Annotated in this window: 15 protein-coding genes; 7 read left to right on the top strand and 8 right to left on the bottom strand. The window is 49.4% G+C overall.

The features are described from left to right. Window positions 1–14 precede the first annotated feature (14 nt). From K0504_RS08735 to K0504_RS08720, 4 genes are all read left to right on the top strand, one after another. Window positions 15–455, top strand: coding sequence for a DUF2721 domain-containing protein (locus K0504_RS08735; protein ID WP_404822997.1), 441 nt, complete (start codon window positions 15–17; stop codon window positions 453–455). Next, window positions 452–1054 (top strand): trimeric intracellular cation channel family protein, encoded by a 603-nt coding sequence (locus K0504_RS08730; protein WP_220103797.1) that lies wholly within the window; start codon window positions 452–454, stop codon window positions 1052–1054. The genes K0504_RS08735 and K0504_RS08730 overlap by 4 nt, the downstream gene beginning before the upstream one ends. Before the next feature lie 86 nt (window positions 1055–1140). After that, window positions 1141–2934, top strand: a complete 1794-nt coding sequence (locus tag K0504_RS08725) for a DUF885 domain-containing protein (protein WP_220103796.1) — start codon at window positions 1141–1143, stop codon at window positions 2932–2934. A 218-nt stretch (window positions 2935–3152) separates the two neighbouring features. After that, window positions 3153–3491 (top strand): hypothetical protein, encoded by a 339-nt coding sequence (locus tag K0504_RS08720; protein ID WP_220103795.1) that lies wholly within the window; start codon window positions 3153–3155, stop codon window positions 3489–3491. A 57-nt stretch (window positions 3492–3548) separates the two neighbouring features. Here the strand turns inward: K0504_RS08720 and K0504_RS08715 are convergent, their stop codons facing one another. Then, window positions 3549–4541, bottom strand: a complete 993-nt coding sequence (locus K0504_RS08715; protein WP_220103794.1) for a zinc-dependent alcohol dehydrogenase family protein — start codon at window positions 4539–4541, stop codon at window positions 3549–3551. 315 nt (window positions 4542–4856) lie between these two features. Here K0504_RS08715 and K0504_RS08710 point away from each other — a divergent pair, with 315 nt between their 5' ends. Beyond that, window positions 4857–5423 (top strand): hypothetical protein, encoded by a 567-nt coding sequence (locus tag K0504_RS08710; RefSeq protein ID WP_220103793.1) that lies wholly within the window; start codon window positions 4857–4859, stop codon window positions 5421–5423. A 58-nt stretch (window positions 5424–5481) separates the two neighbouring features. Here the strand turns inward: K0504_RS08710 and deoD are convergent, their stop codons facing one another. The 6 genes from deoD to tyrS form a co-directional block, all read right to left on the bottom strand. Then, a complete protein-coding gene (deoD, locus tag K0504_RS08705) occupies window positions 5482–6186 on the bottom strand; it encodes a purine-nucleoside phosphorylase (protein WP_220103792.1) in 705 nt (234 codons plus the stop codon). 114 nt (window positions 6187–6300) lie between these two features. Then, the gene (locus K0504_RS08700; protein ID WP_220103791.1) at window positions 6301–7509 is read right to left on the bottom strand and encodes a phosphopentomutase; all 1209 of its coding nucleotides are present in this window, start codon (window positions 7507–7509) and stop codon (window positions 6301–6303) included. Between the two features lie 9 nt (window positions 7510–7518). After that, on the bottom strand, window positions 7519–8298 hold the full coding sequence (gene deoC / locus K0504_RS08695) for a deoxyribose-phosphate aldolase (protein WP_220103790.1): 780 nt from the start codon (window positions 8296–8298) through the stop codon (window positions 7519–7521). Window positions 8299–8629: 331 nt separating this feature from the next. Beyond that, a complete protein-coding gene (locus tag K0504_RS08690; RefSeq protein WP_220103789.1) occupies window positions 8630–9868 on the bottom strand; it encodes a NupC/NupG family nucleoside CNT transporter in 1239 nt (412 codons plus the stop codon). Between the two features lie 120 nt (window positions 9869–9988). Further along, on the bottom strand, window positions 9989–12283 hold the full coding sequence (locus tag K0504_RS08685; RefSeq protein WP_220103788.1) for a TonB-dependent receptor: 2295 nt from the start codon (window positions 12281–12283) through the stop codon (window positions 9989–9991). Between the two features lie 523 nt (window positions 12284–12806). Beyond that, on the bottom strand, window positions 12807–14024 hold the full coding sequence (tyrS, locus tag K0504_RS08680) for a tyrosine--tRNA ligase (protein WP_220103787.1): 1218 nt from the start codon (window positions 14022–14024) through the stop codon (window positions 12807–12809). Between the two features lie 195 nt (window positions 14025–14219). Here tyrS and K0504_RS08675 point away from each other — a divergent pair, with 195 nt between their 5' ends. Beyond that, complete coding sequence (locus tag K0504_RS08675) at window positions 14220–15530, top strand: peptidoglycan DD-metalloendopeptidase family protein (protein ID WP_220103786.1); 1311 nt, start codon at window positions 14220–14222, stop codon at window positions 15528–15530. Continuing rightward, window positions 15527–16639, top strand: coding sequence for an anhydro-N-acetylmuramic acid kinase (locus tag K0504_RS08670; RefSeq protein WP_220103785.1), 1113 nt, complete (start codon window positions 15527–15529; stop codon window positions 16637–16639). Before K0504_RS08675 ends, K0504_RS08670 begins: the two co-directional genes overlap by 4 nt. Here the strand turns inward: K0504_RS08670 and K0504_RS08665 are convergent. Then, window positions 16636–17451, bottom strand: coding sequence for a sulfotransferase family protein (locus tag K0504_RS08665; RefSeq protein WP_220103784.1), 816 nt, complete (start codon window positions 17449–17451; stop codon window positions 16636–16638). The two genes, K0504_RS08670 and K0504_RS08665, sit on opposite strands and share 4 nt — an antisense overlap. Window positions 17452–17487: the final 36 nt, after the last annotated feature.

The raw sequence follows: 17487 nt of genomic DNA, 5'->3' as shown, positions 1-17487 counted from the left end.
CAGGACAATTTCTCATGATGGCGCTCCCGCTGGCTACACCAGCACTTTTGTTTCCAGCAATTTCATTACTCTTATTGGCATATACCAACCGTTTTCTAACGCTGGCGACTGTGGTTCGAGCTTTTTCTGAGGCCGATCTGACCAATGAGCGCACCGTGCGTCAGCTGGTCAACTTCCGCCGCCGTATTAATCTCATCAAACAAATGCAGGCGTTTGGCGTAGGCAGCTTTTTCTTTTGTGTGATCTGCATGTTTCTGCTGCACTTAGGCTATCAATACTGGGGCTCAGTGTTGTTTGCCGGTAGCTTGCTTATGCTGGCCTATTCGCTGGCACTGTCAGTCTGGGAAATTCATATTTCCGCTGCCGCCATCAACATTCACTTAGAAGTGATTGAACAGCGGTGTGATGAAGAAAAGCGCAAACAAAGCAAAAACCGCTGGCGGCCGCGCCGATGATGTATGCGTTGGATTTATTTGGTGTTGCGGTATTTGCCATCTCTGGCGCAATGGCCGCACGACAACTACAAATGGATCCGTTTGGCGCACTTATCTTAGCCGGCGTCACCGCTATTGGCGGTGGTACCTTGCGCGACTTACTACTAGACATTACGCCGTTCTGGATTGCTGATCCGAACTACCTTTATGTTATTGCCGCAACGGCTATTTTCACCGTGATTTGGCCGCTAAAACGCGGCTGGCCTTATCGCATTCTAAATGTTGCTGACGCATTCGGTCTGGCGCTGTTTACCGTCATGGGCATGTCGCGCGCCCTCAGTGCCGAAGTATCCATGACAGTTGCCATCGTCATGGGCGTCATGACCGGAGTTGCCGGCGGCATGATCCGCGATGTGTTATCGGGGCAAGTACCACTCATCTTACGACGCGAAGTTTACGCCACCGCATCGCTGGTAGGTGCACTCGTTCTGGCCGCCTTACTGCACGGTAATATGGATATAAAAATGGCTAGCGCCATTGCCATGCTCACCACGTTATTAATTCGCTTAACGGCTATTCGCTGGAAGTTGGCATTACCAACGCTCAACCAGCACCGTTAGCAGCAACGGTCAGCTTGCAAGCAACAAAGCGCATTGATAACGTGCTTATCGACTACCTTCAGACAATACTAATATAGGCTTAAGCCATGAAAAAAACCGTACTCGCAGCGCTCATTAGCTGCGCGCTTATTGGCGCTTGTTCTCAACCGTCAGAACAAGCTCAAACCAACTCAGCGAACACCACCACAACATCGGCCGAATCGGCATCAACAAGTCAGTTATCTGCAACCGCATATGGCGAACAATTCGTCCAAGAGTTGTGGCAGATGTATCCGCAATACGCTCTGTATGTTGGCTTTTACGACTATGACGATCAATTACCGATCAACGATGAGGCCCGCCGCAGCGCGGAACTCACGTGGCTGAAACAGCAACAACAGCAGTTAGCAACTTTGCTCGCAACCGAGTTAACTGATGCAGAACAAACCGATTTAAGCCTACTGGCCAATTTTGTTGAGCGCGCCATTTGGCAAATTGAACAATTTAAAGACTGGCAGTGGGACCCTAGTGGCTACAACGTTGCCGGCGGCTTTGCTCAAATTCTCAATGGCGATTACAAGCCTGAAGTGGAACGATTGCGCACCATCTCCAAACGGCTGGCCAACGTCCCCGCTTACTATCAAGCTGCCAAGGCCAATATTAAAAATCCAGCGGTGCCACAAACACGCCTAGCCATCCAGCAAAACCAAGGGGTGAGTTCCGTACTAGGAGATGAGCTGCTGACCAAAGTAATGGCGAGCGAATTAACCGATGATGAAAAGGTTGCGTTTGAGGCTGCGCTAACAAACGCGCAGCAAGCCGTCGACAGCTATATTGAATTCCTGCAAGAACTAGTGCCAGAACAACAAGGCGCTGATCCGGTACATCGCTTAGGCGAAGCCGTGTACGAGCAAAAATTTGCATACGACATTCAATCTCAGCTCACCGCCAAGCAGCTTTATCAACGTGCATTGCAAGATCAACAAACCATTCATAGCAAAATGGCCGAGCTAACCGAACAACTCTGGCCGAAATACTTTGCCGAACAACCAATGCCTGAAGATACCATGGCAGCCACCAGTCAAATGCTGGATCAATTGTCACTCACTCACGCCGACCCAGCACAATTCAAAGACGCCGTTGAAGAGCAAATCCCAACACTCATTGCCTTCATCAAAGAGCATGACTTGTTGACCCTTGATGATGACAAACCTTTAGTCATTCGCCACACGCCCGAGTACATGCGTGGTTACGCCGTGGCATCCATTCAGGCACCCGGCCCTTATGATGCTCAAGCCAACACCTACTACAACGTCATGCCGCTCGATGGTATGCCCACCGAGCAGGCAGAAAGCTTCTTACGCGAATACAACCAATATCTGATGCAGGTACTGAACATTCATGAAGCCATTCCCGGTCACTATACCCAGCTCGTGTATGCCAACAAATCGCCAAGTTTGATTAAGTCCATCATGCACAATGGCGCGATGATCGAAGGTTGGGCAGTGTTCGCTGAGCGCATGATGCTTGAAGCCGGCTACGGTGATTTTGAGCCAGAGCTGTGGTTGATGTACTACAAATGGAATTTGCGAGTGGTGACCAATACCTTGCTCGATTACAGCATTCACGTGCTGGGTATGGAGCAAGAGCAAGCCATGGACTTGATGGTTAATCAGGCGTTCCAACAGCAGGCCGAGGCAGAAGGGAAATGGCGCCGAGCCACCCTTTCTCAAGTGCAGCTTACCAGTTACTACGCCGGCTTTAGCGACATTATGGTGTTGCGAGAAAAAGCGAAACAACGTTGGGGCGACGACTACTCCATCAAACGCTTTAACGAAACCTTCTTAGGTTACGGCAATGCGCCTGTACGAGTGATTGCGGACTTGATGTTGGCAAAATAACGCCTTGAAGCAAAACCAAAAGCCCGCGTGACGCGGGCTTTTTTTATGCGTATCCAAATCTCAGCGAGCGTCAATATTATAGAGCTAAGCCATTTAAAAGATGTAAGCTTTAGCTCAGTACCGCCCATTACAATGACCGATTCGGCGCTATCAATGATTACCCGCTCAATCGTCACTGGCTACACTATGTAGATGGTTTCCAGCACAAAGCACCGCCTATGAACCCTGTCGAACCCGCCGAGATCTTTGGTTATCGCGCTCGCATCCAACTGAGCTTTCACTCATACATGCAGTTGGCCTCGTTTATTAGCGTGACCTTTGCCTGTGCCATCACTTTTATGCTGCGCTTTGTTGCCAGCTCGCATGGCGAATCGAGAATCAACCTTGAGCAAGTTGATCAGTACATTACGCTCTGCACCTTCATCGGTTTTTTATTGTTTAACTTATTGAGCGCAGCGCTTTCATATTTGGCTTACCGAGCCTGGTGCAGACAGCGGCACGGCTTGCAAATGACAGGCAAATTCGCCGTACCGATAGACAGTGAGCCGACGTCATAAAACCGCTAACCAGCACACTTGCCGGTTAGCCTGGTTCCCGCTTTTTGCTTGCGAAGGCTAAGCCACATCAATGACAACTTTACCGAGTGCTTGCCCGCTCGCCAGTCGATCATGAGCCTGACCCACATCACTTAGCGTAAAAGTGTGTTGGTCTACAACGGGTCGCAAAGCGCCTGCTTCGGCAATGGCTGCCAAGGCTTGTAAAATCTCGCCATGGCGCTGACGTTGATAGTTATGCAGCATTGGGATCAACATGAACACCACGTGCAATGACAACCCTTTGAAATGAGCTAATGTCAAATCCAGTTCAACCATCGCCACCGTTGATGCCACTTGACCATTTAGCGCGGCGGCTTCAAAAGAGTTCGCCATATTGGCGCCGCCGACCGAATCAAATACCACATCAAAACCAGCACCGCCGGTATGATTGGCAACATAATCAGCAACGGTTTCCTGTTTGTAATCAATTGCAGTGGCACCTAACTGTTGGATAAGTGCGGCACTTTGTTCACCCGCCCCTGTCGCGTAAACATCAGCGCCTAGGTGACGAGCAATTTGCAGGGCAATATGGCCCACGCCACCGGCGCCACCATGTACCAGTACCTTTTGGCCCGCTTTGGTACCTGCGCGTATTAACCCTTCGTAGGCAGTGATCCCGACCAATGGAATCGCCGCCGCTTCTTTCATCGATAGATTCTTCGGCTTGTGCGCAATCAACTGCGCATCAGCCAGCATAAATTCAGCCAAGGCGCCTTGTAAGTCAGCCAAGCCACCGGCACAACCGTAAACTTCATCACCAACGGCAAACTCTGTCACACCTTCGCCCACGGCATCGATAGTGCCGGCAAAATCCATTCCCAACACGGCCGGTAACTGCGGCGACAACGGCGCTAATGCCTCGCCCATTTGGCGAATCATGGTATCAACGGTATTTACGCTACTGGCGGCAACACGAACCAATACATGCCCCGCTTTCACCTCAGGCGTTGCTATGTCTGCGATTTCAAATACATCGCTGCCACCAAAACGTTTAATTAGGGATGCTTTCATTAACTTATGCCTCTTGACGATTGCCGGATTCGAGATGAATGGTACGGTCAAATGTTAGTCAACAATCAACGCTTTGATAACGGCGCGGTTAGGCAAATAAGTTTTTAGTTATTGTTGAAAATAAGTTTATTTTTTATAGAACTGCGAGCGTTATAAAAACAATCGCCCAGCATTCTTATCTGACATGAATTGACAGGCTGACCTCGCCGCATCTCACCCTTAACTTAGCGAGGATGATTTGCACCCCGGCCATCTCGTGGTAGCTTGGCTTTAGATACGACTCGGATGGCAAACAGAATCTTTCGTGGTTTAACAATGCGCAACTTAACACTTTATATCCTGTTATTTGCGGGCGTGACGCTAAGCGCCTGTGTGACAACGGAGAACCCTTTGCCGAACGAAACGGCGAAGCAACATGATTCAACTTATTGGGACAACCTAGACGCTCAACGCCAGCAAAGTAACAAAGCCCAGCGCAAAAACTGTGCTTACCAACGTGCATGGGGCGATGGCTGTAACTTGGGCGACTTACTTTCGGTCACTATCGAAGGCCAAGTGGAATACAAAGGCAAACCCTTTGATATTTATCCGTTAAGCGTCACCATTGCCGCTGGCGATACCAAAACCGTTAAAGTCTATTTGGTGAAAGAGGGCAAAGCGAAGCACAAGTCTCCGACCATCAAGATGAAAGTTGCTTATTCGTCGGCCAACGAGCTAGTGCTAGCCGCTAAAAAGGTGAAGAAAACCAAGCAAGGCGCATGGTTTAACTTTGATAAACGCTGGCTGTCACGTCGTGGTGAGCAGGTTACATTTGAGACCAATAACAGTAAAAGTAAGCCGAAATTTATTGCCGCTAAGGCGTCCATAAAAGCGCTGCATTAATCTGACAAAAAAGCCCGCAACGCGGGCTTTTAAACATCAATGGGTGTGCAGCGTTACTTTACAGCAGCGATTCTAGGGTGATTTCCATCATGTCGCGGAAGCTGGTTTGGCGCTCGTCGGAAGTGGTCGCTTCACCGGTGCGGATATGATCCGAAATGGTCAAAACCGCCAGTGCGTTGGCACCAAATTCTGCCGCAACGCCGTATAGACCGGCAGCTTCCATTTCTACCGCCAGCACGTCCATTTTTTCCATTACATCAAACATTTCTGGATCTGGGGTATAAAACAGATCGGCGGAGAAACAATTCCCCACGTTCACCGGTACATTCAGCTTGTCGGCCTCATCAACCACGTTTTTCAGCAACTCATAACTGGCAATTGCCGCAAAGTCATGACCTTTAAAGCGCGTGCGGTTTACGCCAGAATCTGTGCATGCACCCATGGCAATGACCACATCACGCACTTTTACATCGGTGCTAACAGCACCAGCACTGCCGACCCGAATAACATTTTTTACGCCGTATTCAGTAATCAATTCTTTAGCGTAAATAGAGCACGAGGGGATCCCCATGCCCGAGCCCATGACCGAGACCGCTTTACCCTTGTAAGTACCGGTATAACCGAACATATTTCTAACATCAGTGACCAAACGTGCGTCGTCTAAAAACGTTTCGGCAATAAATTTAGCGCGAAGTGGATCGCCCGGAAATAGGACGGTTTCGGCAAAATCACCAGGTTCGGCATTAATATGTGGGGTCGCCATTTGTTGTTCCTCTAAAGATTGATTCAGCCGCTCAGCGGCTGCTGTTAATTCATGATTGTGGCAATCGAATATGTCCAATTGACGGCCGTACTTTCGGCCTTTTTAGTCAAATTGTTATTTCAAAAAGCTGCTGCCGTAGTCCATTGGCGCTAAATCGAAATAAGCTGCCAGTGTTTGACCGATATCGGCAAAGGTTTCGCGCTGACCTAAAGAGCCCGAAGGAACTGCACCACCAACAACCAATACCGGCACATGCTCTCGGGTATGATCGGTGCCAGCCCAGGTTGGATCGCAACCATGATCGGCCGTCAAGATCAGGAGGTCGTCGTCAGCCAGTTTAGCCAGTAGCTCTGGCAGTCGTTGGTCGAATTGCTCCAGTGCATCGGCGTAACCTTTCACATCACGCCGGTGACCAAAACTGGAATCAAAATCAACGAAGTTACTGAAGATAAGTGACCGCTCTGAGGCTTGTTCCAGCGCCCCAAGCGTGGCATCAAATAAGCCGTCGATGCCAGACGCTTTGATTTTTTTGCCGATCCCTTGATGCGCAAAAATATCTGCAATTTTCCCAACCGACACAACCTCACCACCGGCGTGACTCAACTTATCCAGCAACGTTGGCGCAGGTGGCAATACCGAATAATCGCGGCGATTGGCTGTGCGCTCAAAAGCTCCTGATTTTTCACCCACAAATGGTCGCGCAATCACCCGCCCGATGTTGTAATCGTCCAATAGTTCGCGGGCGATTTCACACAACTCATATAAGCGTTCGAGACCGAAGGTTTGTTCATGGCAAGCAATCTGAAACACACTATCGGCGGAGGTATAGACGATAGGCTGGCCTGTGCGGATATGAGCCTCACCAAGTTCATCAAGGATCACCGTGCCTGAGCTATGACAATTCCCTAAGATTGCATCCACGCCCGCACGCTCGACAAAGGCATCAATGAGCGCTTGAGGGAAGCTATTGGTTTTATCGTGAAAATAACCCCAGTCGAATAACACCGGCACTCCAGCCATTTCCCAATGACCGCTGGGCGTGTCTTTACCAGATGAAAGCTCCTTGGCGTAACCATAGCTACCCGTGGCCTCAATTGTCTGATCAACGCCAGCTGCGAATGCGCCGGTACTTTCCCGATGGGCGTGATAAAGGCCGATTTTAGCCAAATTAGGTAAATGGATAGGGCCGCGGCCCAAGCTGCCATTGGCGCATTGCTCGGCAATATGACCAAAGGTATCAGATCCTTCATCGCCAAACTGCGCCGCATCCGGCGTGGCGCCGATGCCGAACGAGTCGAGGACTAAGATAATTGCTCGTTTCATAAGCCCCTCTTAGTACGCACTTGTTTGCTGATCTTGTTTGCCATCACTGTGGCCCAAGGTTTCAAGCAAATTTGTAAGTAAACTTGAGGCACCAAAGCGGAAATTGTCTTTAGTCACCCAGTCTTCGCCCATTAATTCGCTAGCAACGGCGATAAAAGCTTGTGCATCTTCCGCGGTGCGGACACCACCAGCCGGTTTGAATTTCACCGGCTTACCACTGGCTTTAATGACTTCAAGCATAATCCGACACGATTCTAGCGTGGCATTGACGGGCACTTTACCGGTGGAGGTTTTGATGAAGTCCGCGCCGGCTTCAATGGCGATCTCACTGGCTTGGCGAATCAAGGCTTCGGTTTTCAATTCTCCGGTTTCAATGATGACTTTTAACGCCACCTTGTTGCCGCAAGCTTGCTTACACTGGCTCACCAACTCAGCGCCCACCGCTGCGTTGCCGGCGATCAGCGCGCGATAAGGGAATACCACATCAACTTCATCGGCACCTAAAGCAACGGCTTCCGTGGTTTCAGCAACCGCCGATTCAATATCATCATTGCCATGGGGGAAGTTAGTCACTGTCGCAATTTTAATGGTTGGCGTGCCCTGTTGTTGCAGGGCTTGCTTCGCCGCAGGAATAAACTGCTTATAAATACAAACCGCGGCGGTGTTGCCCGCAGGGCTTTTCGCCTGCTGACAAAGAGCAACAACGTTGGCATCCGTGTCATCGTCATTCAGTGTGGTCAAATCCATCATCGAAATGGCATGGCGCGCAGTATCGTGAAGTTGGGTCATGAGTTATCTCTCAACAAAAACGAGGCTTTCGCCTTGAATTATCATTAAATAAAGCACGTCGAATCAGCTGCCTCGGGTTGGGTCGTTAACAACACCAATCGATGAGAAAGCTTGACGTGGCGGACTTGGTTCCGTGAAGAGACAAAAGGTAGCGCACGACAACTCGCTGCAAATCAGCTTAGCTATCGCGTCTAGGCAAACATCCGTGTAACCGCGTGTACATAGCATGTTCAAGCCCAAGCCAGAACATCCGTTCGCAATAGATATTGCGGCTCATTGACCTGTTGCGTGTTTTCCATACGCCACCGATCAAATTGAGACTTACAATTGGCTAAAGTGCCAAAAACAAACCGGCTAATGCTGCACTCATTAAGTTTGACAGCGAGCCGGCTAAAACAGCCAGCAATCCTAAGCGAGCAATATCAGGGCGGCGCGAAGGCGCCATCGCCCCCAAGCCACCAATCAAAATAGCGATGGACGACAAGTTTGCAAAGCCACACAAAGCAAAGGTAATAATGGCTTGGCTTTGCGTCGACATTTGATCCTTGATGCTGATGAAATCAATGTAGGCAACGAACTCGTTAGCAATCAACTTTTGACCGATAAAAGAGCCTGCGATAAAGGCTTCATCCCAAGGAATGCCAATCAAAAATGCGAGCGGCGCAAACACATAACCGAGGACTGCCTGCATGGTGAGGTCGGGTGCACCAAAGTACCCACCAACAAAACCAAACACGGTGTTTACCAGAGCGATGAGCGCAATAAAGGCCAACAGCATGGCACCAACGTTAAGCGCCAGTTGCAGGCCAGAAGACGCTCCTGCAGCCGCCGCATCAATCACATTGACATGACCTTCGGTCTCAACTTTGGTGAGCTCCATGGAGTCAACCGGCACTTCCGTTTCTGGCATGATAATTTTAGCCATCAACAAGCCGCCAGGCGCGGCCATAAAGCTTGCAGCGATTAAGTATTTCAGCTCAACGCCCAAACTCGCGTAGCCACCTAGCACCGTACCGGCGACAGAGGCTAAACCACCCACCATAATGGCAAACAGCTCTGATTGGGTCATTGTCGGAATAAACGGCTTCACCACCATCGGCGCTTCGGCTTGGCCAATAAAGATGTTTGCCGTTGCCGACATGGATTCTGGACGACTGGTTTTGAGTACTTTTTGTAAGCCACCGCCAATAATCCGAATCACCCACTGCATCACGCCTAGGTAGTAGAGCACGGCAATCAGTGATGAGAAAAATATAATAATGGGCAGCACTTGCAGCGCGAAAATAAACCCTTTATCACCAAAAACATCAAACATGGTTGGGCTGGTTAAACCGCCAAACATGAAGGAAATACCAGCCTGAGCACTGTCGATCACGACCTGAACACCACCGCTGATGCTCTCGAGCACCACTTGGCCAAACGGGATATACAAAACAAAAATGCCTAAGCCCGCTTGCAGCGCCAGTGCACCGCCAACGGTACGCCAATTAATCGCGCTGCGATTGGTGGAGAATGCAAAAGCGATCCCAAGTAAGCAGAAGATCCCCGCCAAGCTGATAACAATGCCCATAATGTTCTGATTTCCCTGTTTAATCGCTCGCGTAACGACAACTCAAATTAAGTATGAAAACAACAAAACTCCAGAGCCGCATGAACGGCTCTGGAGTTCATCAACGATTCAGGCCAACAATCAGAAGAAGTTGACTTTGAATTCAGCGCCAATGAAACGCTCTTCATTGACAATGGCAGCATTGTTGGTGAAGTCAACAGCACCGATGGCTTGTTGCTCATCAGTCATGTTGCGAACAAATAGTGCCGCTTCATATTCTCTGCCGCCGCTTTCCCAAGCGTAACCTCCGCGGGCACCGCCTTCGAGCAGTGATTCACCGGTGAACTCTTTGGCTTCGTATAAGAAGAAATTAATTTCGCTACGATAAGACCAATCGGTGTACAGGAACACTTCACCTTCGGCGAAGTCTTTTGACCAGCGCGCGGTAAAGGTATGAATCCACTCTGGCGCATGCGGCAGGCTGTTACCGTCAATCATCGCGAAGCCGTCGACCACCTTATCGGTCACCGTACAGTTTGCACAGACCGGTACAGAAAGGCTGCTGTCGTTCAGCTCGGTTTTGTTGTAGCTGGTGCCAAATGTCACAAGCAAGTTGTCAGTGACAATCAGCTCAGCATCCACCTCAAAGCCATAACCTTCCGTTTCATCAGCATTAAGCAGGCGCGCGGTGTTGCTGTCGCCACCTACTGACGTTAACTGCTGGTCATCCATGGTGAAGTAGAATACTGCCGCATTAAGGCGACCCTGACCATCAAGGATGTTGGCTTTGGTACCGGCTTCAAACGACAAAATCGTTTCAGAATCAGCGACAGAGATACCATCGTCAAACGAGAACAAGTTACGCCCTTGAACACTTGGCGCACGGAAACCATCAGCAACGCGGCCATAAATATTCACATCATCGTTGTACCTATAGGTCGCACTCAGATCCCAGCTGACGTGAGAGTCGCTTGGGTTCACTTCGCCAGTTACCGAATCCGGCACCCCCAAAAAGGCCAGCGGACTCTTGAAGCGCTCATTGCGATATTCTTTATCGTCATCTGAGTAGCGCATCCCTGCAGTAACAGATAAGCGGTCAGTGAAGTCGTAATCAACCGAGCCGAACACCGCCCAAGCCGTGGTATCTTGCCACTGTTTTACCTGACCCGTTAAATCACCGTCAGAGAAAACTGGGTCGTAAGAGAGGCTTTCAATTTCCAGATCTTCGTCAAAGTAGAACACGCCAACTTGGTAATTCAACGGACCATTGAAGTTACTGGCTAAGCGAATTTCTTGAGTGAATTGATCGTGATCTGGAATGGCATCAGATGTTTCGGAATCTAAAGAAATAACGCCTGGCCCCATTGGAATGTCGCAACACCCTGCAGCAAAACTGGAACCATAACCACCATCAACGTCGGCACGAGAGAACAATTCGGCTTTTTCTACGCCACTAATAGAAGTAAGGGTGTAATCGCCCAGTTCCCATTCAAGCTTCAGGCTGTAACCTTCAATTTCAACTTCTTGCGTTGCACGGTCTGCTGAATCATGAAAAACCTTATCGCGGCCAGCCCAACCTTCGCCACCTAGCTTGCTCTTACCTTTTTCAATGCCATTGCCGTAAAAAGCCACTGGCTTACCATCGAGATCTCTCATGTGGTAATTAAATAAGGCGAAAAAGTCATCGGCTTCCCACAAGAATTGAACGCGTAGCGCTTTGTCGGTGTAACCACCCAAAACATCTTTCTGCTCAAATCCAGGGGCAATGTTATCAATGTAGTCATCGCGATCTTGATGCAAGACAGACACGCGAGCTGACAATGATTCGGTTAAGCCACCGCCAACAGCAGCACGAATATCGGTTGTGTTGTGGGTGCCATAGGAAGCTGATGCAAATGCATCAAATGATTGCGATGGTTTCACCGAATCAAACTTCACCAAGCCAGCCGGAGTGTTACGGCCAAACAAAGTGCCTTGTGGACCACGTAAGGTTTCCACTCGCTCCACATCAAAGACAGGGAAGCCTTTTAGAATTGGGTTTTCTTGCACCACATCATCAACCACCAGAGAAACAGGCTGAGATGCATTCAAATCAAAATCTGAGTTACCTAAACCACGCATGTAAAAACGCGGGAAGGTTCGGCCGAATGAAGATTCCACCGTTAAGCTCGGTGTACGGGCATTCAAAAAACGAATATCCATTGCCGCAGAGCTCAGGGTGTCTAAACCTTCGCCTTGAAGTGCGGTGATCGCAACAGGGACTTCTTGCGCATTTTCAACACGCTTACGGGCCGTCACCTGAATGACTTCAAGTTTGTTTTTATCTGCTTCTTCCTTGGCCAGTTCTTCTGCTCCAGCCTGCAAAGCAACAGCAGACATGGATGATGCAACAGCAAGCTGAACGGCAATCGCAATCGCACTATTCTTGATTAGCATTACGGGTAGTTCTCTCAATATGTTAGTTGTGTTGTTAGGAACGCCGCCTAGTGACGACTTACCATGGTTGCCAGAGTGTTGATCACTCTTTGTTATTTTTAATCGGCATGCAGAAAGCCTTGAGCCTCCCTCGCCGAATCATTTATAGATCAAATTTAGCACCGTTACTCAGATGTTAAGGGCGCATTAAATTTGATCGAATATATAAGCAGAATGAGGGTGCGAGCAAGAGCGAGCCATGTTCCCCCAGCCAGGAACCTGTTAACTAAATGTGACAGCGATCACCAAAGCAGCCCAAGTTAAACAACAAAAACTAACGCGTAGCAAGGCGTTACGACATTTGTTCGACGAGCCATTGCTACCAAGGCAATGGCGCATTCATTGTCGACTAATTTTTTCAAAGCCCATAAAGTTCGCCTTCATTCACATGCCGTACCATTGCTGAAGCGATAAATAGCGAGTTCATAGGCACAAAAAAACCCGCACGAGGCGGGTTTTTCTAATAGTAACGAATGACGCGATATTAGCCCTTACGGACAGTCATTTTCACGCTTACGCGGGCAATTCGGCGTTTACCAACTTGGAATACTGCTCGAGTACCCACGGCTACGGGCTGCTTCGGATCGGCAACTTTCTCACCGTCTTGCTTCACCGCACCTTGCTTAATCATCCGCATGGCTTCTGATGTTGATGCAACCAAACCCGCATCTTTCAACAAGTTAGCAATGGCCACTTCTTGCGCTGTTGCCGGCACTTCTTTGTCTTCAATATCGTCTGGAATCGCGCCTTTTTGGAATCGGGCGATAAAGGCCTGCTCAGCAGCATCAGCATCGGCTTGGCTGTGGAAGCGGGCAATGATCTCTTTCGCCAGCGCGACTTTGACGTCACGTGGGTTTGTACCTGCGGCAACATCCGCTTTTAATTGCTCGATTTGAGCCAATGGGCGGTAGCTAAGCAGCTGGTAATAACGCCACATCAACTCATCAGAGATTGACATGATTTTGCCAAACATTTGCTCGGCAGGCTCTGAAATACCAATGTAGTTGTTGGCCGACTTGGACATTTTTTTCACGCCGTCCAACCCTTCCAGCAACGGCATCATCAGCACTACTTGCGGTTTCTGGCCGGCATCTTTTTGTAGCTCACGGCCCATCAGTAGGTTGAACTTCTGATCGGTTCCACCTAACTCAATATCCGCATTCAGAGCAACGGAATCATAGCCCTGCAGTAGCGGATACATGAATTCGTGAATGGCAATCGGCTGACCGCCGGTGTAACGCTTTTTAAAGTCATCACGCTCTAACATGCGGGCAACGGTTTGTTTGGCTGCCAACTTAATCATGCCTTCGGCGCCTAATTCAGCTAACCATTCCGAGTTGAAGACAACTTTGGTTTTTGCTGGATCAAGAATTTTGAAAACCTGCTGTTTGTAGGTTTCTGCGTTAGCAAGCACTTGCTCTTTAGTTAAAGGCGGGCGCGTGGAATTTTTACCTGTTGGGTCGCCCACCATGCCGGTGAAGTCGCCAATGAGGAACACAACCTGATGGCCTAACTGCTGAAATTGACGCAGCTTGGTCAGAATCACAGTGTGGCCGAGGTGAATATCTGGCGCCGTTGGATCCGCGCCAAGCTTGACGATCAACGGGCGATTTAATTTGAGTTTTTCAACCAGTTCGTTTTCGACCAGGATTTCCTCTGCACCCCTTTTAATCTCTGCCAGTGCAGTCTGCAAGTCGGTCATGAATCGCCCCTTTTTTTAGATGAATACGTCAAAGCGGACGGATTGTACTTGAAAAATGAAGCCAATATAAGTATCAAGTAGCACTGTAGGCCAAGGGATTGTTGACCTTTGATGTGTATATCTTGTTTATCCGAAAGCTTCGTTTGAACAAGAAAGCGCGAATTCGAATCACATATTACAAAGAGTAGTTGTACAATGACGCGGGTTTTACACCGCATACCCCATAGCCACCGTTGGTTGTTGGGTCTGTGTGTATTTTTCATATTGCTAGGACTAATTTGGCCTTCGGAACAGGCCAAAGCCACGCGCACCGCGGACGCGCCCTGGCAGCTTGATCTCAATAAGCGTTATCCTATCCCTCTTAATTTAAAAGCGACGCAAGCTGCAGCATTGGCGGCAGAAGCTGCCGAGCAATTTAATTGGCAAGTTGAAACAGTCAAATCCGGCGATAGCTTAGCCAAGCTGTTTAGCCGTGCAGGCTTATCTGCCAAATCACTCCACAACATTATGCAATTGGGCAAGCCCGTTGCAGCACTGAAAAAAATTCACCCTGGCGACCAAATTAGTTTTGCCCGCGACAACGACGGCAAACTCCAGCAATTGGCCTATGCCATCAGCGATGAAAAAACACTGTATATCGACGTGACACCGGCTGGTTATGAAGCTCGCGTTGATGTGAAAGAGTTTGAGTTACGCAGCGATTACGCAGGCGCCACCATTGAAAGCAATTTCTGGAATGCCGGTATGGAATCGGGCATGACGCCAAATTTAATCATGGCGCTGGCAAATATTTTTGGCTGGGACATCGACTTCGCTCTGGATATTCGCAAGGGCGATAGCTTTACCGTGATTTATGAGACTCGCTACCTTGATGGCGAATTTGCCGGCTACGGCGACATCATTGGTGCAGAGTTCATTAACCAAGGTGAACGTCACCGCGCAATTCGTCATTCCGATGGTAACTACTATGCGCCAGATGGCCATGCCATGCGTAAAGCGTTCTTACGTGCACCAGTTAACTTCAAGTACATCAGCTCGAGCTTTAATCCTCGCCGATTGCATCCTGTCACCGGTAAAGTAAGACCGCACCGGGGCATCGATTATGCCGCAAAAACCGGCACGCCGGTATTAGCAGCTGGCGACGGTAAAGTCATTAAATCGGGTTATAGCCGACTCAATGGCAACTATGTCTTCATCAAGCATGGTGAGCGCTACGTGACTAAATACCTGCACTTGCACAAACGTTACGTGAAGTCTGGCCAACGTGTGAAGCAGGGCAAAACCATTGGCTCTGTTGGTGCAACAGGCCGTGTGACTGGCCCTCATTTGCATTATGAATTTTTGGTCAACGGCGTGCATCGTAATCCACGCACGGTTAAGTTGCCGCAATCGCAAGCCATTGCAAAAAATGAACGTCAATCGTTCCTTAATGTTGCCAAACAAATCGGTCATCAACTAGATTCCAATCAACGCATTTTATTGGCGATGAACGCAATCAATCGATGACAGACTATTTTATTGGACTCATGACCGGCACCAGCATGGATGGGCTGGATGTGGCATTAGTCCGCTTCGGCGACCACGACATTGAGCTGGTTGCCGCTCACACCTATTTGCTCCCAGACACTCTCAATACGCTTTGCCAACGCCTATGCGAGCCCGGCGCCGATGACATTGATAGTTATGGCCGCGCTCACCAATGGCTAGGCCAATGCAGCGCTGAGGCGGTCAATCAATTACTTGAGAAGGCCAACGTTAGCGCCGAGCAAGTGGTGGCCATTGGTAGTCATGGCCAGACTATTCGTCACCGCCCAGACATGGATCATCGCTTCACGCTACAACTGGGTGATGCTGCCATTATTGCCGAATTAACCGGCATCGATACCATCGCAGATTTTCGCAGTGCCGACATGGCGGCTGGCGGCCAAGGCGCGCCATTGGTGCCTGCTTTTCATGCGTGGTTGCTTGGCAAACGGCAAAATCCAACGGTCATCGTCAACATTGGCGGGATTGCCAACATCACTTACCTCCCTGCAGAAAGTGACAGTATTTTTGGTTTTGACACTGGCCCTGGCAATACAATGATTGATAGTTGGTGCCAACTACATACTGGCCAAGCCTATGATGACAATGGCAACTGGGGCGCTTCGGGTAACGTTAATCAAGAGTTGTTAGCGAACTTGATGACCGATGCATATTTCCACCGGCCAGCGCCGAAGAGTACCGGCCGCGAATACTTTAATGTGCAATGGTTGAAAGACTATGTTGGCGACGCCAAGCCGATCGCTTCGGCAGATACACAGGCAACCTTGCATGCACTCACTGTACATAGCATTGCCGATGCCATCAGGCCATTGGCGCGAGGTCGATGTGATGTTTATGTCTGCGGTGGAGGCGCCCACAATGGCTTGCTGATGCGCTCACTAGAACAAGCGATGCCTGCTCACACACTCGATACCACAGCCGCGTTAGGGCTCGATCCGGACTGGGTGGAAGCCGCTTGCTTTGCTTGGCTGGCACGTTGCTTTATCAAGCGAGAGCCAGCCAATGTGCCTAAAGTCACCGGCGCCAAAGGCCCACGGGTGTTGGGTTGTTTGTATCCGGGGGTAAATTAACCCTTAGCTTTTGGCGTGTGAGTTAGCCAGTCATCCAATTGCCAATCGAGCAATCCTTCCAACGCGGTAATTTCTGCCCGAAAAATATTGATTAACTGCGCGTGTTCGCTGGCTGACATACTGCTCACATAAGGGCGGCTATGGACGTCTTTTTTCTCGGTGTGGGGCAGTTCAGTTACACCTAAGAAGCGATAGATTTGATTCACCGTTCCGGTCGGATCGGCCAGCAGTTCATCATGGCGAACAAACAGGGTTTGTTGCTTCGGAAAATGTTGCCAAATTCGTTCAATTTGCTGACTGTAGAATCCTCGATTTACATACGAGAATTTACGCGAAGAGCCGCGACTTTGCTTTAAACGCTCAGCTTCTTCTGCCATAGCTTGCACAAACGGGAGCTTTTCTCGGCCACGATGTCGTTCCATATTCCAGTGGGAGTAGGCGCGCTCAATGGGGTTACGCAATACCGCAATCACCTTCATCTGCGGGTTATAGGCTTGTATCCGGGTCATGCAATCGGGCAAATACATGTACGCTGGGGTCACGTCGCCCATCAAGCGGTCGTTGGTTTGAGGCTCATAATAAGCTTGGTATTGTCGATAATTAGGCTCACCTTTTTCGAACAACTTGCTATGGTCGAAAAAGTGCACTTCTTTCTTATCGGGCATCAACAAGTCATTGTGACAACGCAGGTATTTATCTAACGCAGTAGTGCCACTTTTTTGCGCGCCAGCAACAACAAACGCTACTTTTTGTTCTGTCACATTGCCTGACATCATTCGCCAAGCATGTTTTATGCGGGTTAATAACGGCATTCGTAAGGCCCTTAGCCAATCTCAATTACCGCGTCC

This window comes from Neiella holothuriorum (assembly GCF_019457915.1).
GTDB classification, from domain to species: domain Bacteria; phylum Pseudomonadota; class Gammaproteobacteria; order Enterobacterales; family Neiellaceae; genus Neiella; species Neiella holothuriorum.
The sequence above is the reverse complement of the archived record's forward strand: the minus strand, read 5'-3'. Positions and strand labels throughout refer to the sequence as shown.

Bases quoted from the DNA above. Each gene is read 5' to 3' on its own strand.
- K0504_RS08735 (WP_404822997.1), top strand. From the start codon at position 15: ATGATGGCGCTCCCGCTGGCTACACCAGCACTTTTGTTTCCAGCAATT.
- K0504_RS08730 (WP_220103797.1), top strand. From the start codon at position 452: ATGATGTATGCGTTGGATTTATTTGGTGTTGCGGTATTTGCCATCTCT.
- K0504_RS08725 (WP_220103796.1), top strand. From the start codon at position 1,141: ATGAAAAAAACCGTACTCGCAGCGCTCATTAGCTGCGCGCTTATTGGC.
- K0504_RS08720 (WP_220103795.1), top strand. From the start codon at position 3,153: ATGAACCCTGTCGAACCCGCCGAGATCTTTGGTTATCGCGCTCGCATC.
- K0504_RS08715 (WP_220103794.1), bottom strand. From the start codon at position 4,541: ATGAAAGCATCCCTAATTAAACGTTTTGGTGGCAGCGATGTATTTGAA.
- K0504_RS08710 (WP_220103793.1), top strand. From the start codon at position 4,857: ATGCGCAACTTAACACTTTATATCCTGTTATTTGCGGGCGTGACGCTA.
- deoD (WP_220103792.1), bottom strand. From the start codon at position 6,186: ATGGCGACCCCACATATTAATGCCGAACCTGGTGATTTTGCCGAAACC.
- K0504_RS08700 (WP_220103791.1), bottom strand. From the start codon at position 7,509: ATGAAACGAGCAATTATCTTAGTCCTCGACTCGTTCGGCATCGGCGCC.
- deoC (WP_220103790.1), bottom strand. From the start codon at position 8,298: ATGACCCAACTTCACGATACTGCGCGCCATGCCATTTCGATGATGGAT.
- K0504_RS08690 (WP_220103789.1), bottom strand. From the start codon at position 9,868: ATGGGCATTGTTATCAGCTTGGCGGGGATCTTCTGCTTACTTGGGATC.
- K0504_RS08685 (WP_220103788.1), bottom strand. From the start codon at position 12,283: ATGCTAATCAAGAATAGTGCGATTGCGATTGCCGTTCAGCTTGCTGTT.
- tyrS (WP_220103787.1), bottom strand. From the start codon at position 14,024: ATGACCGACTTGCAGACTGCACTGGCAGAGATTAAAAGGGGTGCAGAG.
- K0504_RS08675 (WP_220103786.1), top strand. From the start codon at position 14,220: ATGACGCGGGTTTTACACCGCATACCCCATAGCCACCGTTGGTTGTTG.
- K0504_RS08670 (WP_220103785.1), top strand. From the start codon at position 15,527: ATGACAGACTATTTTATTGGACTCATGACCGGCACCAGCATGGATGGG.
- K0504_RS08665 (WP_220103784.1), bottom strand. From the start codon at position 17,451: ATGCCGTTATTAACCCGCATAAAACATGCTTGGCGAATGATGTCAGGC.